Raw genomic sequence first — 25,857 nt, forward strand, 5'->3', positions numbered from 1 at the left:
ACTTTATCTTACATATATTTTTGTAATACTTCAGGTATTGCTATTGTGCCATCTTCTCTTTGATAATTTTCCATAATAGCTACTAAAGTCCTACCTACTGCAAGGCTTGAACCATTTAGTGTATGAGCTAATTTGTTTTTACCATTTTCATCTTTATATCTTATTTTTGCGCGTCTTGCTTGAAAATCATAGCAATTACTAACAGAGCTAATTTCACGATATTTATTTTGTGCTGGTAGCCACACTTCTAAATCAACGGTTTTTCCTGCACTAAAGCCCAAATCCCCACTACAAAGCATTAAATGTCTATGAGCTAAACCTAAGCTTGTTAATAAATCACTTGCACAACTAAGCATATCTTCAAATACTTTATCGCTATCTTCTTGAGTGCTAATGCTTACAAGTTCAACTTTTCCGAATTGGTGTTGGCGGATAATTCCTTTTGTATCACGCCCTGCACTTCCTGCTTCTTTTCTAAAACAAGGTGAATAGCAAGTCATTTTAATAGGCAATTCATTTAAAGCTATAATTTCATCATTATATAGATTTGTTACACTAACTTCACTTGTAGGGATTAAATACAATTCTTCGCCATCAATTTTGAATAAATCATCTTTAAATTTAGGTAATTGTCCTGTGCCAAACATAGTATTAGCATTTACAATATAAGGAGTATTTACAAACTCAAATCCTCTTGAGCGGTTAAAATCTATCATATAATTATATAATGCTCTTTCAAGTCTTGCACCTTCACCGCGTAAAGCTACAAAACGACTTTTAGCAACTTTTACACCACGCTCAAAATCAAGCCAACCAAGTGCCACACCTAAATCATGATGGTCTTTTGGAGTGAAATTAAATGTTGGTGGAGTTAATACCTTTTTAATCTCTACATTTTCTTCTTCATCATTTCCAATAGGCACACAATCAGCTATTAAATTTGGAATACAAGCTGCAATTTCATTTAATTTAGCTTCACTTATGCTTACTTTTTCGTTTAATTCAGCTATTTTTTTCTTATTTTCATCTAAAGACTTTTTAAGCTCACTTATATCTTCTCCTGATTTTGCTTTAAGTCCCATTTCTTTTGAGAATTTGTTTTGAAAACTTTGAGCGTTTTCTAATTCTATTTTTAACGCTTTTGTATCATTGTAGCTATCTAATAAACTTTTTAAAACTCCATCATCTACTTTTTTTGCTTTTAATTTTTGATTAAAAACTTCATAATTTTCTTCAATTTTTCTTAAATCTATCATAATTTCTCCTTATAAACTTAAAGCTTTATAAACTTGTTGCATTTTATTTTGCGCTAATATACTAGCTTTTTTTGCACCATCGTTTAATATATCAGCAATTTCTTTACCTTGCAATAATCTTTCATACTCACTTCTAGCCTTGTCAAAATACTCCCAAATAACATCACATAAATACAATTTAAAATGCCCGTATCCTTCTCCACCTTTTTCATACCTTGAACGAAGACTTGCTAAATCATTTTCATCTAAAAATAATTCAGCAATTTTATATATATTACAATTTTTCCAATCCTTAGGCTCTTCAATAGGAGTGCTATCGCTTACTATTTTATTTACTTGTTTTTTAAGTTGTTTATAACTTGTGAAAATATCAATAGTATTGCCATAACTTTTACTCATTTTAGCACCATCTGTGCCTACTATTGTTTGAGTATTTTCATCAACTAATGCTTCAGGGATAGTAAATACATTTCCAAATTCATTATTAAATTTAATTGCAATATCTCTTGTGATTTCTAGGTGTTGAATTTGGTCTTTTCCAACAGGAACTAATGGTGCATCAAACAATAAAATATCAGCCGCCATTAAAACAGGATATGAAAATAAGCCGTGATTTGCACTAAGACCTTTTGCTATTTTATCCTTGTATGAATGTGCTCTTTCAAGTAATCCCATAGGAGTAAATTGCGATAGTATCCAATAAAGTTCTAAGACTTCTTTAACATCACTTTGTAAATAAAATATACTTTTATTTGGATTTAATCCTAAAGCTAAAAATGCAGCTGCTGCTTTGTTAATATTATCTTTAAAATTACTAGCTGTTTTTTTATCCTTTAAAATACTTGTCATAGCGTGATAATTTGCAATAAACATTATCATTTCATTATCATTTTGTCTTTTCATCATTGGAGCTATTGCTCCAAAATAATTGCCTATATGCAAATCCCCACTTGGCTGAAGTCCTGTAAAAATTCTCATTTGTTCTCCATATCTTTACTTGTAATTTAAAATTTATGCTTAATATAGAGCAAAAAAATTAATAAAGGAGCTTAAATGCTATATGATTTAGTAGTAATAGGTGCAGGTCCAGCGGGAATTGCAAGTGCTTATGAAGCACATAAAAATGGTTTAAAAAATGTTTTATTAATAGAAAAAGCAGCAGAGAATTGTCAAACTTTTAGAACTTATTATAAAGATGGAAAAAGAGTTGATAAAGTTTATAATAAAATTGATATTCCAAACTTAGGAAATATACCTTTTGAAGATGGAACAAAAGAAAGCTCATTAGAATTATTTACAAGCCTTTGCGATGGTTCTTTTGAAGTAATGTTTTCAAATGAAGTTGAGAAAATCAAGCAAGTTGATGGAAATTTAGTTGTATATTCAAGTAAAGGCGAATTTAAAACAAAAAATGCAGTAATTTCAATAGGTAGAATGGGAAAACCAAATAAACCAAGTTATAAACTACCTTCAAAATTGAGTAAAGTTATCAATTTTAACGCAAACGACGCTAAAGAAAATGAAAAAATCTTAGTAGTTGGTGGTGGTAATAGTGCTGTTGAATACGCTGTTGATTTAAGCAAAAAAGCAAATGTTACATTATGCTATAGAAGAGCTGAATTTAGTAGAATTAATGAAATAAATCATAAAAATGTATATGAAGCAAAACTTACTTTAAAATTAGCAACTGATATTAGCGAAGTAAATGAAGTAGATAACAAACCTGAAGTTACTTATACTAATGGTGAAAAAGAGATTTTTGATAGGATAATTTATGGAATTGGCGGCTCTACTCCAGTTGATTTTCTAACAAATAGTGGAATAGAAATTGATGATAAAGGCGTTCCTACTTTTGATACTAATATGCAAAGTAATGTTAAAAATATTTTCGTAGCAGGAGATATTGCTAGTAAAAATGGAGAAAGCATAATAACGGCTTTAAATCACGCTAAAAAAATTGCTGATTATATTATTAAGGGTTAAGCTTGGCTAAGAAGAATTTAACACTATATAGCTTAGGTGCTTGTGCTGTTATTTTAGGTGGAATTTATTTTGTAATTCCATCTAAAGACACAAAAACAAACCAAACACCAATAAAACCACAAGTAAAAATAGAGCAAAAACAACAAACAAAACAAGTGCAATTGCCAAAACTTGAAGAACAAAACTATAAGATATTAAATGATAGAATTGTAAAGCTTACAAAGCAAATAGAAAGCTTAAAAAATAGCAATACCAAAGCCAATGAAATAGAAAATCTATATCAAGAAATTGAAAAATTAAAAATACAAAACGAACAATTAGAAACTAAGAATAATGAATTAGTTCATCGTTTAAATAACGAAAGTTTATTAGTAAATGAAAATAGCAAAAACTCATATCAGCAAATGATAGATAAGCTAAATGAAGATTTAGCAAATTATAAAAGCGAAAACGATAGTTTAAAATTAAGCTTAAATGATAAAGAAAACGCTGTTAAAAATCTAAATTCTTTACTAGGAACTCTTAGTAATCAAAAACAAATGGACGAATTTGAACACGATAATTTAGCAAGAAAATTGCAAGATGAATTAGATAAAGCAAATGCAAAAATCATAGCAAATCAAAAAAATTATACAGATGTGGTTAAAGAAAATGATATTTTAAAACAAAGAGTAAAAAATCTAGGGAATTTAGAAAGTGTAAATGCTGAATTAAGTAAAGTAAATAATGAACTTAACTTAAAAAATCTTGAATTAAGTAAAGAAATAAAAGCAGCAAGCAAGCTAAATGATGAATTAAAAAGCAATAATAATTCTGATTTTGTAAAGCTTAATTTGGATAATAAAAATCTCCAAGCAAAATTAGATGATGCTAAAACTTCAATATTAAAATTAAATCAAGTTAAAAATGATTTAGAACAAAAATTAGATAATTTAAAAAATATTGAAAAACAAAGAGATGAATTAAAAAATGAAGTTTTTCAGGCAAAACTAGAACTTGAAAAATCTAAAAACGAACAAACTAAAGTGATTAAGGATTTAAGTGATAAAAGCCAAAATTCACTTGATAATCTTACAAAAGAGCTAAATAAAGTTAATGAATCTAATGCTAAGTTACAAGATAAAAATACAAAAAATGAAATAGCATTAAAAGATATGCAACTAAAAAATAAAGAACTAGAATTAGACTCAAAGAAAAAAGAAAAAGATTTAAGTGAAACAATAGCAAAACTTCAAAAAATTGATGAGCAATTAAAAGCAAGTAGTGCAAATAATATGGATTTAAAAACAAAATTAGATAATTTACAAAAAGAAAAAATAGAATTAACCACGCAATTAAATAAAATTAATAATGAGTTTTTAAACTATAAAAACGATAGCTTAAGTAATAAACAAAACGATGTTAAGGACTTAAATAATAAACTTTACGAAAGTTCAAAAGCTTATGATGAGCTAAATGTAAAATATATAGCTTTAAAAGAAGAATATGCGGCTAAAGAACTAGATAATAATAAAGCAAAACAAGAAAACAAAACACTTTTAGATGAAATTGAACAACTAAAATTAACTATTAGTAAGGATACAAATTCTGAAAGAGTTTTAGCCTTAGAAGAAGAAAAAGATAAGCTATTAAAACAACTAAATGAAATAAATATCAAAACTTTAAATAACTATAATCAAGAAAATAGCGAACTAATAGCAAAAAAAGAAAAAATTCAAGAATTAGAAAAAAAACTTGAATTAGCTCAAAAAGGAAGTTCGTTAAATACAAATAGTTTAAAACTACAAGATACTTTTGTTTGTGATGATATAAAATCAGGAGTAATTGGACTTAGTAAAACTTGCTCGCTTGAACTTGATAAATTCTTAGCAAAATATAATCAAAATTATTTATATGAGATAACTCCTATAATTGATGATAGTGGCTTTAAGAGTTTAAGTGCTATTGATGGAGTTCATATGGCTAGCAAAGAAGTGCAAAGATTAACTCGCTTAGCTAATTTTGGATTATCAAAAGATAGAACAAAAAGTGCTGCAAGTTATATAAAATCAAAAATTCCTAATGCACTAATTAGCTCAAGTTTAGAGCCTGAATACTCAAAAGACAATAAAAAAGGCTTTATTTTAAGAGTTTATAAATGATAATTTATCAATATAAAAACGGCTATCGCTACAATAGTGATAGCATAATTTTATATGATTTTATAAATAAAGATAAGCTTAAAGGAATAGGACTTGATATTGGTGCTGGGAGTGGAATTTTAAGCCTATTATTAAGCGAAAATAAAAATATAAAAATAGATGCAATTGATATTCAAGAAGAAAATGTAAAACTATGCAAAAAAAATTATGAAAAAAATAATCTTGATTATAAAGTAATTTTAGGTGATATTAAAGATTATAAAGTTTATAATTATTATGATTTTATAATCTCTAATCCACCATTTTATTCTAAAATGCAAGCACAAAATAAGCATTTAAATATTTCAAGACATATTGATTTTTTACCACTTGAAATATTGTTAAAAAGTGCTGATAAATTATTAAAACCAAAAGGTTTTTTATATTTTTGTTATGATGCTAAAAAAATTGATTTAATATTTGAAACCTTAAAAAATACGAATTTAAAATGCGAAATAATAAGATTTATTCACACAAAAGCAGAAAAACCATCAAATTTAGTATTAATTAAAGCAAGAAAATTAAGCAAAAGTGATGTGCTGATTTTGCCACCTTTAATATGTAACGATAGCAATGGCACAACAAAAGAATTTAATTCAATTTATCAAAATATCAAGGTTCAAAGTTATGATTTATAATAAAGATTACTCATATTCATTTGATGAGAGTAAATGCAGTGAGTGTGGCGGTAAGTGTTGCACGGGTGAGAGTGGTTATATATTTTTAACTAGCGATGAAATTATCCAACTAGCTAAGATAAAAAATACAACTTTTAATGATTTTGTTAGTAAATATTGCATTAAAGTAGGCGTTAGGTTTAGCCTAATTGAAAAGCCATATAACAATGGCTTTGCTTGTATATTTTTTGATGAAATTAATAAAAATTGTGGAGTATATGAAGCAAGACCTATGCAATGTAGAACATTTCCGTTTTGGGAATATTTTAAAAATAACCTAAAGGAGCTTAAAAAAGAATGTATTGGGGTAAATTAATACTAATCTTATTAGCTAGTATTACTTTTGCTGATAGTATTGATGATTTGCGTTTAAATGCAATGCTAAATGAAAATAATAATGCTAAATTATCTAGCGAATCATATTTAAAATTATATGATGAAACAAAATTAAAAGCTTATTTAGAAAATGGAATAAAACAAGGTTTTATTGCTAATTTAAATATGGATAAAGCAGTAAATACTTTAAGAGATATTGATAAAGATAATAATTTAATAAAAAAACTAGATATTGTTAAATTAGTAGAGCAAAAAAATTATAAACAAGCAAAAAAAGAATATTACAAATTCATATCAAAAAACGAAGATTTTACACTAGCTAATGCTATGAGTAAGGAGCTGTTTAATCAAGGATTAAAAAAAGAAGCCTTACAAATATCTAAAGATTATTATAAAAAATATAGCAATTTATACTCATTATATTTATATATTGAAATGCTTATGGCTAACGAAAAATATAAAGATGTAGTAAAACTAACAGAAGAATTTAATAAAACCGCAGAAGAAAATAATAAAGTAGATACAGAATTAGCTCCTTTTTTATTAATGCGTTTAAATGCTTTAAAAGCTCTTAATATGTGGGAGAAAACGATTAGATTAGACCCTAAAGGCTATTCAGAACAAATATTAAAATTATTTAAAGAAAAAGATTATAAAAATATCAAAGAATATACTAAATTAGTGCCTATAAATCCTGATTATTCATTGTTTTTATTGTATAGATTAGAAGCGCTTTATGAACTTAATAATTCTTCAGATATTAATGAGATTTTTAGCTTAGGAATGAAGCTTTATGAATTTACAAATAATAAAGATATTTTATACACAATAACTAAGAAATTATTGGAATTTAACAAGAAAAAAGAACTTTATGAAATAGCTAATTTAGATGATGAATTAGCTTATAAAGTATATTTTAATTTAAAAGAATATAAAAAACTTAGTGAATTTTTATATCAAAAAGCAATTAAAGAAAATAATAATAGTTATTTAATAGAATCATATATATACGAAATGCTAGATAATCCTAAAGAATTTGATTATTTCAAATTAGATGAATTAGTAGCTAAAGGTGGTGTTGCTCCTAATATGCTAAATATATATGCTTATACAATAATTGATGAAAAAATTGATATTGCAAAAGGTATAAAACTAATACAAAAAGCTTTAGAACAAGAACCTGATAATGCTTATTTTCTTGATACTTTAGCTTGGGGATATTATTTAATAAATGATTGCAAAAACGCACAAGAAACTATGCAAAAAGTATTACAAAACGAAGATGTTTTAAATGAAGATGAAATAAAACTGCATAATCAAAGGATAAATAAATGCAAGAATTAAGCAAAGAAATTCTAATAAAAAGCCTTGGATTTAATCTGTTTTATCCAAGAGATTTAAGTGAATTTAAAAATGAAATAATTAAATTTAGCTATGACTTAAATGATTTAAATGATGCTTTTATTACCAATGATTTTGATGAGCTAGGTTATGCTAGGCGTTATGTTAAAAAGCATTTATTTTATTATTCAAAAAACTTAAGCGAAGATGAATTAATCAAAGCTAGTATTTACGGAGCTGATGGGATTGTTTTGGATAAAATTGCTAATAATGATTTATTAAATCTTGCAAAAAATTGTGGTTTTAGCTTAGGGTTTTTAGCTAAAAACAATATAGATTTATTTAAAGCTACCATAAAACAATTTGATATTTTTATTGCTAACGATAAATTATTAAAAAATGTTCCAAATACTAAATACAAAGGAATTCTTAATGCAACACCTAAAAGCACCTTGGCGTGATAAATATTTTAAAGAAGATAGAAGTTTATGTCCTTTTTGCGAAGATAGTGAAGTGTTAGTTTATGAAGATGAGTTATGTAGGGTTTTAATGAATAAATACCCTTATTCTCCAGGACATATTCTAATAACTCCTAGAAAGCATGTTGAGTTTTTAAACGATTTAGATGAGATAACTTGGCTTAGAATGGCAAAAATAGCTAGATTTGCTGAAAATATTATGAGAACAACCTTGCACGCACAAGGAGTAAATATCGGACTTAATTTAGGCGATGCAGCAGGTGCTGGTATAGCAAAACACTTGCATTTACATGTCTTACCAAGATGGCATAAGGATACTAATTTTATAACCACTATTTGTGATACTAGAGTTATAGGGACTAGCCTAGATGAATTATATTTAAAGATAAAAGAGAGCTTTAAAAACTACAATGCAGCTAATTAGTGCTAAAGAATTTTTAAATATTAATAAAAATATTTTAATAGACGCAAGAAGTCCAAATGAATACAAAAAAGCACATTTAAAAAAAGCCTTAAACTTTTTTGCTTTAAATAACGAAGAGCATAAATTAGTAGGGACAAAATATGCTACTAATAAATTTAATGCAAAATTATTAGGAGCTAGTTTTATTTGTAAAAACACAAGCATTCATCTTAAAAAAATACAAAATATAGCAAATCCACATAAAGATGAAATATATATTTATTGTGCTAGAGGCGGTCAGCGAAGTGGCGCGATAGGTCATATTTTAAGTGAGATTGGATTTAAAGTCTATAAATGCGAAGGTGGTTTTAAAGAACTTAGAAACGAGATGATTTCATATCTTAATAGCTATCAAAATCCTAATTTTGTAAGCCTAGCAGGAAATACAGCTTGTGGTAAAACAAGGCTTTTAAAATTACTTGATAATAAAATAGATTTAGAAAAATTAGCCCATCATTTCGGCTCAACTTTTGGCTCTCGTGGGTTTTTACAACCTAGCCAACAACAATTTGATATAAATCTAATAAATGAATTAAAAACATTAAAAGATGCAAAAGTATTCATAGAAGCAGAGAGCAAAAACATAGGAACTATAACTTTATTTAATAATTTTTACGAGCAAATGAATAGCGGTATTAAGGTGTTTTGCGAAGCTAGTTTGGATATTAGAGTGCAAAATTGTGTGAATGATTATCAAAACATTAGCTCGGAGTTTTTTTATTTTTGTCTTGAGAGATTAAAGCCTTATTTAGGAAATGCCTTAGTTTATGAGCTAAGCACTGCTTATAATAATAAGGATTTAAAAAGTGTAGCAAAAATACTTTTAGTCAATTATTATGATAAGGTCTATAAAAAACCTAAGGAATTTGATTTATTATTAAATCTTGATGATTTAGAAAAAGCTAAAAATGAGTTAATTAAATTGTAATTTTATAATCTAAAGGATTTTTATGGATAATGTAAGCTCAAGCATATTAACTTTTGATAAATTAACCGAACTAAATCTTAGCATACCTGATTATCAACGCCCTTATGTATGGGAATTAAAGCAGGTTAAAAAATTAATTGAAAGCATAAATAAAGATGAAAAATTACTTGGTTCAATCGTGTTATATAAAAATAATGATACCTATGAAATAATAGACGGGCAACAAAGACTAACCACTATAAAACTTATTTTAAAGGCTTTAGATAAAAATAATAAGTTTTTAGAAAATGCTAAATATTATCATCAAATATCACACATAAAAATCAAGCAAAATTACGAATACATTCAAAAATACTTAAAACAAAATAATAACTTTTATGATAAATTACAAAATACTAATTTTATTTGTATTAGCACGAATGATATAAAAAGAGCTTTTGTGTTTTTTGATAATATTAATACTAAAGGTAAAAAGCTAGAAAATTATGACTTAATCAAAGCATATTGGGTATTAAATACCAATAATGATTTAATTAATTACTATGTTAAAAAATATAATGATTTTATTGAAGATGGCAAAAAGCACGAACACCCTACATATAATGGAGTAATTTATAATAATTATTTTCAATATTTTTTAAAAAATATAGCTATGATTAGGGGGTCTATGCGTGAATATAATAAAAACTATCAAGATATTAATATCATAGATGAATATTGTAAAATCACTCCTTTTAGTGCTGGATTAAATATAAATAATATAAATGCAAGTTTTACTAATGGGGTTAGCTTTTTTGCTTGGGTAAAAAAGCACTATGAAAATACAAAATTAATAGCAAAAAGTGATTTTATAAGTAAATTTCAAAAACTATATGTAAATAATAATTTATATCACTATACTATTTTTGTTTTGATTGTATATCTTGATAAATTCCCTGATGGTGATTTTAATAAAATAGCTAGAATGATAGTTAGGATTACTTATTATAGAGCTATTAATAAATTCTTCTTTAAAAGAAGATGCAAAATACATAATCCAAATCATTTTAAGCTCAAATATAGAAGAAGAATTAATTTATAGATTAAATGATTTAATAGCTCATTATCCTTACAAACAATGTATTAAACAACTTGAATTTTTAGAGCAAGAATTTAAAAATTATGGTATTTTAGGAGCTTCTTATGAATAGCAAAATCATTAAAATAAGCGAAATAAATCAAAGCATTGTAATACCGATTTATCAAAGGTTATATGAATGGGATAAAGAGCAAATAAGAACACTTTTAGATGATATTTTAAACGCAAACGAAGAATATTTCATAGGCACAATTACAACTAGCTTAAGAAATAATGAATTAATAATAATTGACGGGCAACAAAGGCTTAGCACTATATTTTTCTTATGTGCTTATATGTGCTATGAAAATAACAAAATGCAAAAAGCTGAAGGAGAATTTGCAAATGCTTTTAATTTTGCGTATTTAGAAAATGAATGTAGATTTAAAATGCCTTTAAGAGAAGATATAACAGATGCTATTTGGGATTATGATTTTAATAATTTAGGCGAGAATATAGACAATGCCTTTAATACTTTTGAAGAGTATTTTAAATACAACGATATGTCAAAATTAAACGAAAACCTTTTTGAAAATATAAAAATTAATTTAGTAATTTTAGATGATAATTTAGGCGAATATTTTTTAACTATGAATAGCAATTTAATTCAATTAAATCCAAGTGATATTTTAAAATCATATTTACTAAATCTCTTAAAAGATGATGATAAATATTTTTATTATTCAAATATTTTAAATGAATGTATGCAAATGGATAAAATAGCTGATTTTAATACAGAATACAAAGCTCTTAGTATAGATGATATTTTAAATACCAAAAATCATGAAAATAATATAAAAATATACGAAAGCCTTATTGATTACCCTACTTTTGTTTTGCATATTTTTAGGATTTTATTTGGAGATGAAATTAAAATTGATAAAACAAAATTCTTAGAAAATACTTGGAATAAAATAGAGCAAACAAAAGAAAACGCCATAAAAATAATAAATGCTTTAAAAGAATATAGAATTATTTTTGATAGAAGAAGTGTTAGAAAAACTCACGAAGATTATAAGCTTTTAGGAGATTTAAAGGATGCTAAGCTTGAATTGTTTTTAAATTATTTAAGAGTAGCTAGAAATCCTAGTGAATATTTAGAAACTTTACTAACTTGTAAAAGTGATGAAGATTTATTTAAAGAGCTAAAAAACCTAGATGATAATCTAGCAAAAAACGACAATCTTGATGATTTAAATTATAATCATCAAAATATTGTTTATTGGTTACAACGCTATGAATACTATCTAATGCAAGATGTTGATTTTAAAAACAACTATAAAAATTACATTGCAAATTACCGCTTTAGAGATATTAATTCAGTTGAGCATATTTACCCACAAAGCAAAAGTAAAATTGATGACTTAGGCAATTTAGCCGTAATAAGTGATAGTGAAAATTCACAATTTAGCGATAAAGATTTTAATAAAAAGAAAAATATTTTTCAAAATTTCATAAATGAAAAAATAATAATTAGTCTAAAATTATTAGAAGTCTATTCTAAAAATAGCTGGGATTTAGAAGAAATTAATGCCTATCATAAAAAAATGCTAGATATTTTAAATAATTCCTTTTAAGCTAAATACAAAATTATTTAAAATTCCATAAAAAATATTAAGAATTTAAAATAGATTTTGTGTTTAAAAAGTCTTTAGATAAAACGACTAAAATAGCCCTAAAGGATAAATTATGGATTTTACACATTTACATTTACATACAGAATATTCGCTTTTAGATGGCGCAAATAAAATTGATGAATTAGCAAAAAGATTAAAAGAGTTAAATTTTAAATCTTGTGCAATAACTGATCACGGGGTTATGTTTGGAGCAATTCATTTTTATAAAAGTATGAAAAAGCACGGAATTAAGCCTATTATTGGATTTGAAGGCTACTTGCACGATGATGATGATTTAAGCAGCACTGCAACCAATCGCCGTTGGCATATATGTTTATTTGCTAAAAATCAAAAAGGCTATGAAAACCTTATGTATCTTACTTCAAGAGCTCATATAGATGGTTTTTATTATCGCCCTAGAATTAATAAAAAATTATTAAAAGAATATAGCGAAGGTATAATTTGTAGCTCTGCTTGTCTTGCAGGTGAGATTAATTGGCATTTAAATGATAAAGAAGTTCGTCGCAATGGAAAAACAAATGCTGATATGGGTGCTAAAGGCTATGAAGGTGCAAAAGCAGCCGCACTTTGGTATAAAGAAGTTTTTGGAGATGATTTTTATCTTGAAATTATGAGAATGGGTATAAATTCTCAATTAAATATAGATACAAATATACTTAAATTAGGAAGAGAATTAGGCATAAAAGTAATAGCTACAAACGATTCGCATTATACTTATAAAGATAGGGCTCAAGCTCAAAATATCTTTATGGCAATTAGCACAGGAGATATTGTAGGGGTTGATCCTGAAAGTGATGAAGCCAAAAAAGACAATGGCTTAAGACATACAATGAGTGAAATCTATGTAAAAAGCGCTGAAGAAATGCACGAATTATTCCTTGATGTGCCTGAAGTTGTGCAAAATACTCAAGAAATAGTTGATAAATGCAATTTAGAGCTAAACTTAGGAAACCCTACTCCACCAAATTTTAAATTCGCTCTTGAATACGCTGAAAAAATCGGCTTAGAATTGCCTAGTCAAGATATGTTTAGCTTTAGCAATGATGATGTATTATTTGAAAGGCTTTGTTGGGATGGGCTTAATAAGCGTTTAGTATATATTGATGAGAGCAAACACGAAACCTATAAAGAGCGTTTAAGAACTGAAATCAACATTATTAAAAATATGCGTTTTAGTGGTTATATGCTAATCGTTCATGATTTTATAAAAGCTGCTAAGGATATGGGTATTCCTGTTGGACCTGGTAGGGGCTCTGCTGCAGGTTCATTGGTATCGTTTTGTTTAGAAATAACCGACCTTGACCCACTTCCTTATAATCTACTTTTTGAGCGTTTTTTAAATCCTGAGCGTGTATCTATGCCTGATATTGATGTGGATTTTTGTCAAAATAGGCGTGAAGAAGTAATTGATTATGTTGTAAAAAAATATGGTCGCTATAACGTAGCTCAAGTAATTACCTTTGGTAAATTACTTGCAAAAGGTGTTATTCGTGATGTTGCAAGGGTTTGTGATTTACGCATAAAAGATGCTGATACTTTAGCAAAATTAGTCCCTGATGAGCTAAAAATCACTCTAAAAGATGCTTACGAAAAAAACCCTGATATTAAGGCTTTCATTGAAGATTTAGACAATCGTGCAGAGTATAAAAATATAGTTTGCCACCCTGATGATGTAAGGGGCAAAAGCAAAATCGGAACTAGGGTTTGGGAGTATTCATTAGCACTTGAAGGACTTAATAGAAACGCAGGAATGCACGCTGCTGGAGTGGTAATTTCAAACGAAGAATTATGGAAAAAAACCCCATTGTTTAAACAACCAAAATCAGACGCATTAGTAACTCAATATATGAAAGATTATCTTGAAGATGTTGATTTGATTAAGTTTGACTTCTTAGGACTTAAAACTTTAACCGTTATTGATAATGCTATAAAACTCATTAAAAAACGCCATAATATAGATATAGACTGGAACAAAATTGATGTAAATGATAAAGGCGTTTATGATTTAATTCAAACAGGAAATACTCTTGGGATTTTTCAAATAGAAAGCTCGGGAATGCAGGATTTAAATGCTAGGCTTAAGCCAACTTGCTTTGAAGACTTAATCGCTGTTTTAGCACTTTATCGCCCAGGGCCACTTGATAGTGGAATGGTTGATGATTTTATAGATATTAAGCACGGAAGAAAACCAGCTGTATATGCTTTCCCTGAATTAAAGCCTATTTTAGAGCCAACTTATGGAGTTATTGTATATCAAGAGCAAGTTATGCAAGTAGTTCAAACCATTGGTGGATTTAGCTTAGGTGGAGCTGATTTGGTTCGTCGTGCTATGGGTAAGAAAAAGCTTGAAGAAATGGTAAAATTAAAAGGAGAATATCTAGAAGGTGCTATAAAACAAGGCTTTGATGAGAAAAAGGCTGATGATTTATGGGAGCTTATTTTAAAATTTGCTGAATACGGCTTTAACAAATCTCACTCAGCAGCCTATGCTCTAGTAGCCTTTCAGACTGCTTATCTTAAAAAATATTATGAAACAGAATTTATGGCAGCATTACTAACTAGCGAAGAAGGAAAAGTTGAAAAAATAGAAAAATATAAAGATGAGCTAGATAGATTAGGAATAGAGCTTTTACCACCTAATATAAACGATGGCACAAGGGAATTTAACGTTACTATAAAAGATGGAAAAGCTGCTATTGTCTATGGACTTGGCTCAATTAAGAGCTTTGGAATTCCTAGTGCTGAAGGACTTGCAAAAGCTAGGGGAAATAAGCCATTTAGCGATATGAAAGACTTTATTGCAAGGGCTGATGCTGCTTATATGAATAAAAAAGGCTTAGAAGCTTTAGCTAAGACGGGTTGTTTTGAATGTATTGGGATTAATAGAAAAAGTGCTTTAAATGCAATTGATTATATTATTAATGAGTTTAAAGCAAAAAAAGAGCATGATAAAAGATTGCAAGAGAGTTTATTTTCTCAATTTGAAACAGAATATCATAGTAGTATTGATATTACAAACCAAGAAGAATTTAGCGTAGCAGAATTAGCCGAGTTTGATAAAGAATATTTAGGAATATATCTTGGCTCACACCCGCTAGATGAGTTTAAAAAAGAAATTAAATCAATTGAGCATTATAAAAGTAGTGATTTTGAGAATTTAGATGATGGGGAATATCAAGCATTTTGCTTAGGAATTATTGAAGAAGTTGATTTTAAACAAAGCAAAAGCGGTAAAAGCTATGCAAATATTAAAGCGCTTGATTATTATTCAAATTTTAATATTTTATGTTTTAACCCTGATTTAATAGATGTTTTAGCATCAAAATATAAAGCAATGAACCTAGCAGCTCAAGATGTAAAAACCAAAAAATCTCTTTACGCATTTATTTTAAATCTTAAAAGAGATAATGCAAAAAATACTTTATTTTTAAATAATTTAATAGAAGTAAATGCTAGTGAAATAGGTGTAAATACTGATGATAAAAACGCTCTTGGATATGAAGTGTTTAGTAAAAAGGGTGGTAAGAAAATTAAGGGCGATATTAAAAGATTTTCTCATCTAACTCAAAATATTGAATACTTAAAAAGTAGCGATTTTAACAAGGCTGATTATGGAGATTACAATGCTTTTTGCTTAGGAATAGTAACTGAAGCAGAATTTAAAGTAAGCAAAAAAAATAAAGCCTTTGCTAAGCTTAAAGTGGTTGATGAAGGTGGAGAATTTGATATTTTATGCTTTAATGATGAAGTGTATAAAAAGCTAGAAAATGAGTTTTTTAGTAAAGAAAAAGAAGAGAATTTATATGGATTTGAAGTTAGTTTAAGAGCTGATGAGAATGGAGTTGGGGTATTTATTGATGATTTTTTCTTAATTACTAACGAGCTTATAAAAGAGCCAAGTGAGAATAAAAACTCATTAGGTTATGTGGTATTTGAAAAACGAATAGCAAAACCAAGAAGGCAGTATTCTAAAGAAAATAAAGAAGAATTCACGCAAAACCCAAAAGCCTTTGAAGGAGAATTCATACAAATTGATTTATTAAATATCAGTGCAGAGATTTTGCAAGAAATCACAAGATTGATTAAAGAAAATTTAAGTCAAAATGTAAGTGCAAAAGAAATAGTTTTAGAATTTTTAGATGATTCTTGTGTGAATAAGTATTCAAGAAGATTTGGTTTAAATAATGAAGCTATAGAGAAAATAAAGGAATTATCAAAAATTAGCTAAAAAATTAATATTTAAATTCTAGTGGATAAAGAATTTATAAAATAAACTATAAGACTTTATCCACTAAATAATCTTTTAATTTTATAACTAACTTAGATAAAAGTAAAAGAATTTAAAACATAGATTTTTAATAAGTCCTTATTAAGTATAAAATGCTAGTTAAGTAACATAAAATAAGTTGTATAAAAATTTTAAAAAAGCTTTAGAATTAGGCGTTTGCTAGTATTTTTTAAAGTTAGATAAGACTTAAAGCTTTCAAAACTAAAATAGATTTTTCTTACATGGTTTAAACTGATTAGCTAAGTGTAAGCTCTCATAAAGCAAACCAATCAGCTAAAACAAGTGTGCTTAAAACCTTTGCTTGTTATGATTTTTATAAAAAAAGCAATACGCAAAAATACCTAAAAGAATACGAAAATCAAATTCTAAACAAAATAATAAATGCTTAAAATAATAATTAAAATAACAAATTAGTATAATTTACTTCCAAAAAGAAGATATATTGAAAAAGTTATTGTGTTTTATACTTTTAAGCATTTGCATTATCGGTTGTTCTAAAACAAATATGCTAGAAAAAATCAAATGCGATCAAGATGATTACATTGCTTGCGTTCTCTTAGGTTATAATTATAAAGATAATTATGGTTATCAAAAGGCTGCACAACTAGCTACAAAAGCTTGTAATGATGAAGATTTTGAAGCTTGCTATCATTTAGGAGTTTTATATGAAAACGCACAAGGAGTAGAGCAAGATTATACTAAAGCATTTAATCTTTATAAAAAATCTTGCGAAGGTGGGTTTATTTATAGTTGTAATAATTTAGCTGGTTTATATGTTAGCGGAAATGGCACAAAACAAGACTATGCAAAAGCAGTAAAGCTTTATACTAAAACTTGTAGTGATGAGTATGCTGTTAGCTGTTATAATTTGGGATTTTTATATAATGTTGGAGTGGGTGTAAAGCAAGATTATACAAAAGCAATTCAATTTTATACAAAAGCTTGCGATAAAAACTATGCGAGTGCTTGTAGTAATTTAGGAACTTTATACCAAAAAGGTGAAGGTGAAAAACAAGATTTTGTTAAGGCTGTAATATTCTATCATAAAGCTTGTGAGAAAAATAATGCAATAGGTTGTATCAATTTAGGGTTTATGTATTTTAAAGGACAAGGTATAAAACAAGATACTCAAATAGCTAAACATTTTTTCAATAAAGCTTGTGATTTAGGCAACAATATAGGTTGTGAGAATGCTATGCAACTTAAATAAATATATTTAATTATTTTTAACTAAAAAATCTATATAAAAATAGTGATTTAATGTAATTGCTATATATAAATTTAACTAAAATAAGAGATTAAAAAACTTTTTTCAAGTGAAAATGTCTAGATAATGCTACAAGATATAAATAGAATTAAATAAGAGTTTTCGTTTCTAGCAAATCTAAAGGCTATGACATTCAAGAATTTGTAATGCGAGATTTTAATGATTATGTATATATAATTGCAGAAAAAAATAATTAAATTTAAAGGGAAATTATGAAAGCAGCAGTTTTAAATAATTTTAAAAGTGATTTAGAAATAAAAGAAATTGATATTCCAAAAATAACAGATGATGAAGTTTTAATTAAAGTAACTTATGCAGCCGTAAATCCACTAGATAATCTTATAAAAGATGGCGCACTAAATATAATAACTCCTTATAAATTACCACTAATTTTAGGCAATGAATTAGTAGGAGTTATAACTAGCATAGGTAAAAATGTAAAAAAATTTAAAGTTGGGGATAGAGTTTATGCAATGTGTGAAAAAGCATTTGCTGAATATGTAGCGATAAATCATAAGTATATAGCAAAAGTGCCTGAATATTTAAAAGATGATGAAGCAGCTTGCGTGCCACTAGTCTCTTTAACATTTTTACAAGCTATTAAATTAATGAATGCTAAAAATGAAAACTCAATATTTATTTCTGGAGCTAGTGGGAGTTTTGGAAATCTTGCTTTGCCACTTGCAAAAGAGTTTAAAATATATGCTAGTGGAAATGCTAATTTTAAGCAAAAAGCCTTAGAATTAGGCGTTTGCGAGTATTTTACAAAAAGCGATGATTATACAAAAATTAAAGTAGATTTTGTAATAGATTGCATTGGTAAAAATGAAACTTTTAAGCAGTTTAAAATCCTAAATAAAGGCGGAAAGCTAGTATCTTTAAAGGGTATGCCTGATATGAAATTTGCTAAAAGCTTAAAGCTTTCAAAACTAAAGCAAATTTTATTTTATTTTGCAGGACTTAAGCTAAACAATGCAGCTAAAAAAGTAGGCTGTGAGTATCATTTTATGTTTGTTAATAAAAACGGCGAAGAACTTAAGCAAATATCTTCTATGCTAGATAATATAAAATACCGCCCATCAGTCGGTGAGATTTTTAGCCTAAATGATATAAACCAAGCTTTAAAAAGTGTAAAAAATAACAATAAAATCGGTAAGGTTTTAATTAGACTTTAGGAGGTTTTATGGCAAGTAGTAGACGCAGCAAAAACACTTCACAATTTTCAATAATTAGTATAAAATTATGATTAAATTATTTTAATTTAATATAATTATTGTCAAAGAATATAATTTAAGGAAATTTGTTATGATTATTTGTGGGATAGATTTTGATTTAATAGATAGTATAGAACAAATTACGATTGCAGATAGTTTTGTTAAAGGCGGAAATAAAATAGGTACAGGTCATGGCGAAGCAAAGCTTTATGTCGGGCAAATAACAGATAATAGAACACAAGAATTTTTTAATCTAAATCCACAAAATAAGCCTATTAAATGTTTTATATTAAAAGACGACCTTTATAGATATCTACTAGATACTAAAATAGAATATCAACATCCTACGCAAAATTATCAATCAGCTAGTCTTATGCCTATGCTTTGGCAAAAAAGATTGGAAAATCTTTCATCAAAAAACAATGTGCTCGAATTTGAACTAATAAATACAAACGTCACTCCGCCTAGAATTTATTTAAATACCCCAAATACAAATGATGAGAATTATAATTTAATAAGAGAATTTGCTTTGCCAAATTTAAGCTATTTGTCTTGTCTAAAATTACGAGATAAAAGAACTTATCAAATTTATTTTTATTTTAGAATTTTTGCAGACCTTAGCTATTTATCAAATAACACCTTAATGGAAAACGAAATTATTGAAAATCCAATTATGGCTAAAAATATCAGAGATGGTCAAGCAAAATACAGACAAATTTTATTGCTTGAGTGTCCATTTTGCCCTGTAACAATGGTAAACTATGATAGATTGTTAATCGCAAGTCATATTAAACCTTATGCCCATTGTAACGATTATGAAAAATATGACCCCAAGAATGGACTTATGCTCACTCCAACCATTGATAAGTTGTTTGATAAAGGCTTTATTACATTTAACATAAATAAACAAATTGTGTTAAGCCCGTGGTTATCAAAACACACTTTCAGGTGCTTAAATTTAACAGAAGGGACTATATATCCTAATTTGCCTTTTGATGAAAAAAGAATTGCTTATATACAATATCATAATCAATCTGTTTTCAAAGCTTGAAAAATTTGTTCTAAGATTTTAACAAGAATATTAACTACAATTGAGTTACCAGCTTGTTTATACATTTGTGTATCGCTTACAACAATTTTAAAACTATCATCAAAACCCATTAAACGCAAACATTCTCTTGGGGTTAATTTGCGAATTCTTCCAGCATGAGTAACATAATTATCAACCCCAGCTCTATGCATTTTATGCATTGTGTTTAAAAGTGGTCTTGCAATGTTTAAATCAGTTTTTGTGCTAGTTTTAAAATTTTTTGTGCCACCTGCTAGAACATAATCTTTTACTTTGTCGCTTAAATAATACTTCTCTTCTACATTTCTTATATCAAATATAAACTCATCAGGCTCTAAGGCTGTTTCAAAAACAAAATCTCCGTGCCAGTTATATTGTTGATTTGCTTTTTGACAAAGTGCTATTTTACCATTAATTTGGGTGTATTTTTTAAGACGATTTTTGGAGCTTGTAACAAATTTAATACCTTTTTCTTTTAGGTAATATTTACTATCTGTAAAATCTTGTAAAAAATCTTGCATAGTGCTTGTAAGCTCTATTGGTTTTGGAAAATTAAATTTAACATTATCTTTAAAACCAACCACGAAAATTCGTTCTCTGTTTTGTGGAATTCCATAATCTTTTGAGTTTAAAATTTGAGAATAAATTGTATACCCTAAATCTTTAAAAGTTTCTTGCACTATTTGCCATGTTTTGCCTTCGTCGTGATTTGTTAATCCTTTTACATTTTCATAGATAAAAACTTTTGGTTTACATTCTTTTATCACTCTTGCATAATCATAAAACAAAGTGCCACGAGTATCTTCAAAACCTTTACGGTTACCAACAATAGAAAAGCTTTGACAGGGACTACCACCCGCTAAAATATCTATTTGTCCTTCAAAAGGTGTGGCGTCAAATTTAGCAATATCGGTATGCCAGCTACTTTCATTTATATCATAATTTGCAAAGTAACTTTGTTTTACAAAATCATCTATGTCGCCAGCAAATTTTATTGTATGATTAATGTTTAATTTTTTTAATGCCATTTCAAAAGCACCTATCCCACTAAATGTGGATGCTACTTTTAAATTGTTCATATATTATATTTCCTTGTAATTTCTTATTGTGTTAAGTATATCAAATATTTTAAAATAACTCTCATGCTCAATGGCTCGTTTTGCTTTTATATAATTCTTTATAAGTAATATTGCTAAAATAATTTTCAATCTTCTTAATTGTTGTAATTATATACAGTTTTTCTTAAGCTTGTGCATACATTGTTTGTTTAAAAACTATCTATATATTAATAAAAAATATTATACACTCAATTACATATTTTTAATAATATAAAATATTTATATTGTAGCTTAAAGAAAAATATAACAGCGTGGTATTTTCTGCTTTTTTAATAAAATAGTAATACTATAATACTAAGAGATGAAAGAATTGTTATAATATTTGTAATTTAAATCAATGACATATTAAAATGTTAATAAAAAATGGCGAAGAGCTTAAGCAAATATCTTCTATGCTAGATAATATAAAATACCGCCCATCAGTCGGTGAGATTTTTAGCCTAAATGATATAAACCAAGCTTTAAAAAGTGTAAAAAATAACAATAAAATCGGTAAGGTTTTGATTAATTTAAATAATTAGAACGCTTATAAAATATCTTTCTAATTTAAATTCTAAGAATTTAAATTAGACTAATTATATTTATATTTTAGTTAAAAAACTCAGGGTGTTTATCTTTTAATAAAGCCATAGTTTCTAAAATAAGCTCAAAATCATCTTCACTCTTCGCTTCATCAATTAGCTCAAGATAAGTAAATGCAGCCTTTTCTAGACAATTTTTCTTAACTCCTGCATAATACAAAGCAGCTTTATGCATTAGAGCAATCTCATACATTAAATCTTCAATTTCTTCATTTTTCATTAAATTTCTCCAAATAAGTTTTAGTTTGTTCGTAAATCTTAGAATATACACTACTATCTTTATAACTTGTAAATATCCCGCCACTAGCATTTGCGTGACCGCCACCATTAAAAGCCGTTTTTGCAAATAAACTAACATCAATTTTATTATTAGCCCTAAGAGAGATTTTCTTGCCAGGATTAATTTCTAAAAAGAAATCATATTCAGGATTTTTTACTAAAAAATCATTTCCTATAACGCTAACATTTCCTATATCATAGACTAATAAGCCTTTTTTATCTTTATAATAAATCGTATAATCTTGCTTATTTTCGCTTAAAATCCTTACTAAATAATCGCTTATTAAATTACACAAAGTATCGTTTTTGTCATTTTTAAAAAACTCTTTTTTAATACTATGAGTTGCATCTTCTAAAGCAATATTTGGATTTTCAAGATGAAAATATTCTCTAGCTTTGTTTAATAAAAAGAACATATAAGCGTGATTTTGCTTAGCAAACATAGTTCTATTTATCTCCTTACTACTAGCAATTATTTGCATTAAGATTTTGCCTAATTCAAAATATTTGCTATCACTTAGCCAAATATCAATGCTATTTATAATATCTACCATTAGGCTTAGTTCTTTATTTTCTCCAAAAATTTTACTAAAAAAATCATAAGTAATCTTAGTAGCACACCTTGAACTATCTAAAAAATACCAAGGATATTTTTCCATACAAGCTTTACCTGTTTGGTGATGGTCAAGCAATAATAATTTTGCGTGATTTAGCCTTGCAACCCTAGAAGTAAATTCTTCGCAAACACTTTCAATAGGATTTACATCAGTTATTAAAATAAGAGCAAATTCATCAGGATTTGCTTCTACTTTTATCATAATTTCTTCAAATTTTTCTTCAATTTCTTTGCCATAATTAGAATTATAAAATTCACAATCCTTAAAATAATTAGCTACCACATATTGGCAACCATATCCATCTAAATCAGTGTGGCTTAGGTGATATATTTTCATTATTTTCCTTTCTAAATTGCTGCATCAACATTACCTATATTATCAAAATCAGCGTTATTTGCAATCTCGCTATAAGCAAGAACAACAACTTGTTTTAATCCAAATCTTTCACAAATCTCTTTTATCTTTCTTCTAAGACTAGGTTCTACTAATAATATAAAAGTATTTGAATGCATATTATAATGCTCTTTTACTTTATCGCTAATTGCTGTATATAAAGCGTGGGTTTGCTCTGTATTGATTGCTAGGGTTGTTGTGCCGTTCTTATTAGTTACTAGCATTTCCAATAAACGCCTATTCACTTGCATTGATAGTGCATAAAATTGTAGTTTGTTATTATCATCTAAATACATATTAGTAATTACTCTATTAAGACTAGCTCTTACATGATCTGTTATTGTATCAATATCTTGAGTATAAGGCACTAAATCAGATATTGTTTCTAATATACTTATCATATCTTTTATTGGAATTTGCTCTTTTAATAATTCTTTTAATACCTTTTGTATAAGACCTATTGAAGTGATTTTCAATACTTCTTCAACCAATACACTTTGAGTAAGCTTTAATCTATCTAATAAAGAATTTACTTCTTGCCTAGTTAAAAGTTCGGCTGCGTGTTCTTTAACCAACTCACTTAAATGTGTGCTAATTACTGCACCAGGATGAACTACTACATAACCACTCATTGTAGCCTTATTTTTTTCACTTGGGTCAATCCAAATAGCTTTTGAACCAAAAGCAGGTTCTATTACTTCTATTCCTTCTATTTCATCGGTTTCATCAAAACCATTATCAATTGCTAAAAATTTATCAGGATATATAATATTTTTTGCAATTGAAATTCCTTTAATTCTAAAATCATATTCATTAGGGTCTAATTGAATATTATCAATTATTCTAATATCTTGCATTAAAAAACCTAGATTTTTAGCTATTGTTTGACGCATTGTTGGAATTCTATCTATTAAATCACTTTCAGCAACTTTTACTAAAGAATATCCGATTTGTAATTCAAGCATTTCAAGATTTAAGCTTTCTTCATTTTTCTTTTTACGCTCTGCTGCAATTTCAGCTTCACTTTTTCTAGGTGGTGTTGTGCTTTGAGCTGGTGCTGCTCCACTTGTGTTTGGTTGTTGAGCTGCTCCTTTTTGCTTTGGTTTAGGACTTAATAAATCTTCATCTTTAGTCTTCATAAGTAAAAAGCCAAGCCCACCAAATACAAAAGCCATAAAACCTAGTGAAATAGTAGGAAGACCAGGGACTAAAGCAAATACGAACAAAATAAACCCAACTATAAATAAAGTTTTATAATCTCCAAATAATTGCTCTAAAGATTTTTCAGCAAATGGTTTTTCTTCTTTGCTTGCACGAGTAATAATTATAGCTGTTGCTGTTGAAGTGATTAATCCTGGGATTTGAGATACAAGTCCATCTCCTATAGTTAAAATAGTATAACTAGAAGCAGCAGCATTTAATTCTAAATCGTGCTGAAACATACCTATTAAAAGTCCGCCAACTATATTAATAATAGTAATGATTATACCTGCAACTGCATCACCTTTAATAAATTTAGAAGAACCATCCATAGCTCCATAAAAGTTCGCTTCGCCTATTATTTCTTGACGCCTTTCTCTAGCTTGTTCTTCTGTAATAAGCCCTGCATTTAAATCAGCATCAATTGCCATTTGTTTTCCTGGCATTGCATCTAGCGTAAATCTAGCTTGAACTTCACTAACACGAGTTGAACCCTTTGTAACAACCATAAAATTAATTAATACTAAGATACAAAATACAACAACCCCTATTACATAATTTCCGCCTACAACAAATTCTCCAAAACTAGCAATTATATCACTAACCGCAGCAGGACCTTCATGCCCTTTGCTTAAAATCATTCTAGTGGTTGCGATATTAAGGCTTAGTCTAAAAAGAGTAATTATTAAAATTAATGTTGGAAAAGTAGTCAAATCAGTCGGTTTTGGAATATACATAGCTATTAAAATCATCAAAACCGATATAGCAATACTAAGTGCTAAGCAAAAATCAAGTATTCCAGATGGTAAAGGAACGATAATAATTGCTAAAATAGCAACTATTAAACCTACCATAGAAAGACTTTTAAATTTTACAAGTGGCTCTAAATAAGGAGCTACTAGGCTTAGCATAGTATTTTTTTGTTTTGCCATTATTTTAAAATCTGCTCTAAGGTAATATCAGTTAAAAAAGAATTTATTTTATCTTGTAAGTTGGTAATTATAGGATATATTTTACAAGTATCGTGCCTATTGCTAGGACACTTATCATCTCCTGTGCATTCAAAAACTAAAGGCTCTTTTTTTTCAGCAGATATTATGACATCTTTTATATTTATTAAATTTGGTTCTTTTGCCAGAATAAAACCACCATTAATACCTTTATAAGATTTTAAAATATGCGCTCTTGCTAAATTTTGTAATATTTTTGCTAAAAAGCTTCTTGGTATATTTAATTCACTTGCTAAAGTATCTACATCTATTGGACTTTTATGTTTTGCAATGTAAATTAAACTAATTAAAGCATATTCACTAGCTCTTGTAAATAACATTGTTTTCCTTAAAATATTTTTATTTAAATCTTAACTTTTTTTATTTAATACATAGACTAAGCAATAATCATTCTTGATTAGGAGTTTAAAAAATATTTATTTTA

General features: G+C 27.4%; 21 protein-coding genes and 1 pseudogene. 15 read left to right on the forward strand and 7 right to left on the reverse strand.

The window, feature by feature from the left end; translation table 11 throughout:
• Positions 1–8: 8 nt before the first annotated feature.
• On the reverse strand, positions 9–1,256 hold the full coding sequence (serS, locus tag AVBRAN_RS05850) for a serine--tRNA ligase (protein ID WP_214149743.1): 1,248 nt from the start codon (positions 1,254–1,256) through the stop codon (positions 9–11).
• A 9-nt stretch (positions 1,257–1,265) separates the two neighbouring features.
• Positions 1,266–2,234: a tryptophan--tRNA ligase gene (gene trpS, locus AVBRAN_RS05855; protein ID WP_214149742.1), complete on the reverse strand. Its 969-nt coding sequence runs from the start codon at positions 2,232–2,234 to the stop codon at positions 1,266–1,268.
• A 75-nt stretch (positions 2,235–2,309) separates the two neighbouring features.
• Here trpS and AVBRAN_RS05860 point away from each other — a divergent pair, with 75 nt between their 5' ends.
• The 14 genes and pseudogenes from AVBRAN_RS05860 (at position 2,310) to AVBRAN_RS05925 (ending at position 20,217) form a co-directional block, all read left to right on the forward strand.
• Positions 2,310–3,239 (forward strand): NAD(P)-binding domain-containing protein, encoded by a 930-nt coding sequence (locus tag AVBRAN_RS05860; RefSeq protein ID WP_214116693.1) that lies wholly within the window; start codon positions 2,310–2,312, stop codon positions 3,237–3,239.
• A 2-nt stretch (positions 3,240–3,241) separates the two neighbouring features.
• Positions 3,242–5,380, forward strand: coding sequence for a hypothetical protein (locus AVBRAN_RS05865; protein ID WP_214116691.1), 2,139 nt, complete (start codon positions 3,242–3,244; stop codon positions 5,378–5,380).
• Positions 5,377–6,057 (forward strand): methyltransferase, encoded by a 681-nt coding sequence (locus AVBRAN_RS05870; protein ID WP_239802724.1) that lies wholly within the window; start codon positions 5,377–5,379, stop codon positions 6,055–6,057. The genes AVBRAN_RS05865 and AVBRAN_RS05870 overlap by 4 nt, the downstream gene beginning before the upstream one ends.
• Positions 6,047–6,412, forward strand: a complete 366-nt coding sequence (locus AVBRAN_RS05875; RefSeq protein WP_239802725.1) for a YkgJ family cysteine cluster protein — start codon at positions 6,047–6,049, stop codon at positions 6,410–6,412. The genes AVBRAN_RS05870 and AVBRAN_RS05875 overlap by 11 nt, the downstream gene beginning before the upstream one ends.
• Positions 6,394–7,776, forward strand: coding sequence for a hypothetical protein (locus tag AVBRAN_RS05880; protein ID WP_239802726.1), 1,383 nt, complete (start codon positions 6,394–6,396; stop codon positions 7,774–7,776). The genes AVBRAN_RS05875 and AVBRAN_RS05880 overlap by 19 nt, the downstream gene beginning before the upstream one ends.
• Positions 7,764–8,234, forward strand: coding sequence for a hypothetical protein (locus tag AVBRAN_RS05885; RefSeq protein ID WP_239802727.1), 471 nt, complete (start codon positions 7,764–7,766; stop codon positions 8,232–8,234). Before AVBRAN_RS05880 ends, AVBRAN_RS05885 begins: the two co-directional genes overlap by 13 nt.
• Entirely contained in the window at positions 8,206–8,676 is a 471-nt protein-coding gene (locus tag AVBRAN_RS05890) for an HIT domain-containing protein (protein WP_239802728.1), read from the forward strand. The genes AVBRAN_RS05885 and AVBRAN_RS05890 overlap by 29 nt, the downstream gene beginning before the upstream one ends.
• Positions 8,663–9,643 (forward strand): tRNA 2-selenouridine(34) synthase MnmH, encoded by a 981-nt coding sequence (gene mnmH / locus AVBRAN_RS05895; protein ID WP_239802729.1) that lies wholly within the window; start codon positions 8,663–8,665, stop codon positions 9,641–9,643. Before AVBRAN_RS05890 ends, mnmH begins: the two co-directional genes overlap by 14 nt.
• A gap of 22 nt (positions 9,644–9,665) precedes the next feature.
• The gene (locus AVBRAN_RS05900; RefSeq protein WP_239802730.1) at positions 9,666–10,724 is read left to right on the forward strand and encodes a DUF262 domain-containing protein; all 1,059 of its coding nucleotides are present in this window, start codon (positions 9,666–9,668) and stop codon (positions 10,722–10,724) included.
• A 101-nt stretch (positions 10,725–10,825) separates the two neighbouring features.
• Positions 10,826–12,337, forward strand: coding sequence for a DUF262 domain-containing protein (locus AVBRAN_RS05905; protein ID WP_239802731.1), 1,512 nt, complete (start codon positions 10,826–10,828; stop codon positions 12,335–12,337).
• A gap of 109 nt (positions 12,338–12,446) precedes the next feature.
• A pseudogene (gene dnaE / locus AVBRAN_RS05910) lies at positions 12,447–15,818 on the forward strand (DNA polymerase III subunit alpha); the annotation flags it as partial.
• A gap of 1,309 nt (positions 15,819–17,127) precedes the next feature.
• The gene (locus AVBRAN_RS05915) at positions 17,128–17,895 is read left to right on the forward strand and encodes a tetratricopeptide repeat protein (RefSeq protein WP_239802732.1); all 768 of its coding nucleotides are present in this window, start codon (positions 17,128–17,130) and stop codon (positions 17,893–17,895) included.
• A gap of 269 nt (positions 17,896–18,164) precedes the next feature.
• Positions 18,165–19,127 (forward strand): NADP-dependent oxidoreductase, encoded by a 963-nt coding sequence (locus AVBRAN_RS05920; RefSeq protein ID WP_239802733.1) that lies wholly within the window; start codon positions 18,165–18,167, stop codon positions 19,125–19,127.
• Positions 19,128–19,257: 130 nt separating this feature from the next.
• Positions 19,258–20,217, forward strand: a complete 960-nt coding sequence (locus AVBRAN_RS05925; protein WP_239802734.1) for an HNH endonuclease signature motif containing protein — start codon at positions 19,258–19,260, stop codon at positions 20,215–20,217.
• On the opposite strand, the gene dcm is transcribed toward AVBRAN_RS05925, so the two are convergent.
• Positions 20,196–21,314 carry a DNA (cytosine-5-)-methyltransferase gene (gene dcm, locus AVBRAN_RS05930; protein ID WP_239802735.1) on the reverse strand — a complete coding sequence of 373 codons (1,119 nt, stop codon included), beginning with the start codon at positions 21,312–21,314 and terminating at the stop codon, positions 20,196–20,198. The genes AVBRAN_RS05925 and dcm overlap by 22 nt on opposite strands.
• 389 nt (positions 21,315–21,703) lie before the next feature.
• On the opposite strand from dcm, the gene AVBRAN_RS05935 reads away from it, so the two are divergent.
• Positions 21,704–21,874 carry a zinc-binding dehydrogenase gene (locus AVBRAN_RS05935; RefSeq protein WP_239802736.1) on the forward strand — a complete coding sequence of 57 codons (171 nt, stop codon included), beginning with the start codon at positions 21,704–21,706 and terminating at the stop codon, positions 21,872–21,874.
• A 67-nt stretch (positions 21,875–21,941) separates the two neighbouring features.
• Here the strand turns inward: AVBRAN_RS05935 and AVBRAN_RS05940 are convergent, their stop codons facing one another.
• Genes AVBRAN_RS05940 through AVBRAN_RS05955 form a run of 4 tightly spaced genes read right to left on the reverse strand, consistent with a single transcriptional unit; the run spans position 21,942 to position 25,753 of the window.
• A complete protein-coding gene (locus AVBRAN_RS05940) occupies positions 21,942–22,154 on the reverse strand; it encodes a hypothetical protein (RefSeq protein ID WP_214116664.1) in 213 nt (70 codons plus the stop codon).
• Positions 22,144–23,166 carry a DHH family phosphoesterase gene (locus AVBRAN_RS05945; protein ID WP_214116662.1) on the reverse strand — a complete coding sequence of 341 codons (1,023 nt, stop codon included), beginning with the start codon at positions 23,164–23,166 and terminating at the stop codon, positions 22,144–22,146. The genes AVBRAN_RS05940 and AVBRAN_RS05945 overlap by 11 nt, the downstream gene beginning before the upstream one ends.
• Positions 23,167–23,177: 11 nt before the next feature.
• Positions 23,178–25,355 carry a flagellar biosynthesis protein FlhA gene (gene flhA / locus AVBRAN_RS05950; protein WP_214116660.1) on the reverse strand — a complete coding sequence of 726 codons (2,178 nt, stop codon included), beginning with the start codon at positions 25,353–25,355 and terminating at the stop codon, positions 23,178–23,180.
• Positions 25,355–25,753 carry an Rrf2 family transcriptional regulator gene (locus tag AVBRAN_RS05955; RefSeq protein WP_214116657.1) on the reverse strand — a complete coding sequence of 133 codons (399 nt, stop codon included), beginning with the start codon at positions 25,751–25,753 and terminating at the stop codon, positions 25,355–25,357. The genes flhA and AVBRAN_RS05955 overlap by 1 nt, the downstream gene beginning before the upstream one ends.
• Positions 25,754–25,857 lie beyond the last annotated feature (104 nt).

The organism is Campylobacter sp. RM12651, assembly GCF_022369475.1.
Classification (GTDB): Bacteria; Campylobacterota; Campylobacteria; order Campylobacterales; family Campylobacteraceae; genus Campylobacter_E.

Bases quoted from the DNA above. Each gene is read 5' to 3' on its own strand.
- AVBRAN_RS05890 (WP_239802728.1), top strand. From the start codon at position 8,206: ATGCAACACCTAAAAGCACCTTGGCGTGATAAATATTTTAAAGAAGAT.
- AVBRAN_RS05870 (WP_239802724.1), top strand. From the start codon at position 5,377: ATGATAATTTATCAATATAAAAACGGCTATCGCTACAATAGTGATAGC.
- flhA (WP_214116660.1), bottom strand. From the start codon at position 25,355: ATGGCAAAACAAAAAAATACTATGCTAAGCCTAGTAGCTCCTTATTTA.
- serS (WP_214149743.1), bottom strand. From the start codon at position 1,256: ATGATAGATTTAAGAAAAATTGAAGAAAATTATGAAGTTTTTAATCAA.
- trpS (WP_214149742.1), bottom strand. From the start codon at position 2,234: ATGAGAATTTTTACAGGACTTCAGCCAAGTGGGGATTTGCATATAGGC.
- AVBRAN_RS05900 (WP_239802730.1), top strand. From the start codon at position 9,666: ATGGATAATGTAAGCTCAAGCATATTAACTTTTGATAAATTAACCGAA.
- AVBRAN_RS05875 (WP_239802725.1), top strand. From the start codon at position 6,047: ATGATTTATAATAAAGATTACTCATATTCATTTGATGAGAGTAAATGC.
- AVBRAN_RS05920 (WP_239802733.1), top strand. From the start codon at position 18,165: ATGAAAGCAGCAGTTTTAAATAATTTTAAAAGTGATTTAGAAATAAAA.
- AVBRAN_RS05955 (WP_214116657.1), bottom strand. From the start codon at position 25,753: ATGTTATTTACAAGAGCTAGTGAATATGCTTTAATTAGTTTAATTTAC.
- AVBRAN_RS05925 (WP_239802734.1), top strand. From the start codon at position 19,258: ATGATTATTTGTGGGATAGATTTTGATTTAATAGATAGTATAGAACAA.
- AVBRAN_RS05945 (WP_214116662.1), bottom strand. From the start codon at position 23,166: ATGAAAATATATCACCTAAGCCACACTGATTTAGATGGATATGGTTGC.
- AVBRAN_RS05860 (WP_214116693.1), top strand. From the start codon at position 2,310: ATGCTATATGATTTAGTAGTAATAGGTGCAGGTCCAGCGGGAATTGCA.
- mnmH (WP_239802729.1), top strand. From the start codon at position 8,663: ATGCAGCTAATTAGTGCTAAAGAATTTTTAAATATTAATAAAAATATT.
- dcm (WP_239802735.1), bottom strand. From the start codon at position 21,314: ATGAACAATTTAAAAGTAGCATCCACATTTAGTGGGATAGGTGCTTTT.
- AVBRAN_RS05885 (WP_239802727.1), top strand. From the start codon at position 7,764: ATGCAAGAATTAAGCAAAGAAATTCTAATAAAAAGCCTTGGATTTAAT.
- AVBRAN_RS05935 (WP_239802736.1), top strand. From the start codon at position 21,704: ATGTTAATAAAAAATGGCGAAGAGCTTAAGCAAATATCTTCTATGCTA.
- AVBRAN_RS05940 (WP_214116664.1), bottom strand. From the start codon at position 22,154: ATGAAAAATGAAGAAATTGAAGATTTAATGTATGAGATTGCTCTAATG.
- AVBRAN_RS05905 (WP_239802731.1), top strand. From the start codon at position 10,826: ATGAATAGCAAAATCATTAAAATAAGCGAAATAAATCAAAGCATTGTA.
- AVBRAN_RS05880 (WP_239802726.1), top strand. From the start codon at position 6,394: ATGTATTGGGGTAAATTAATACTAATCTTATTAGCTAGTATTACTTTT.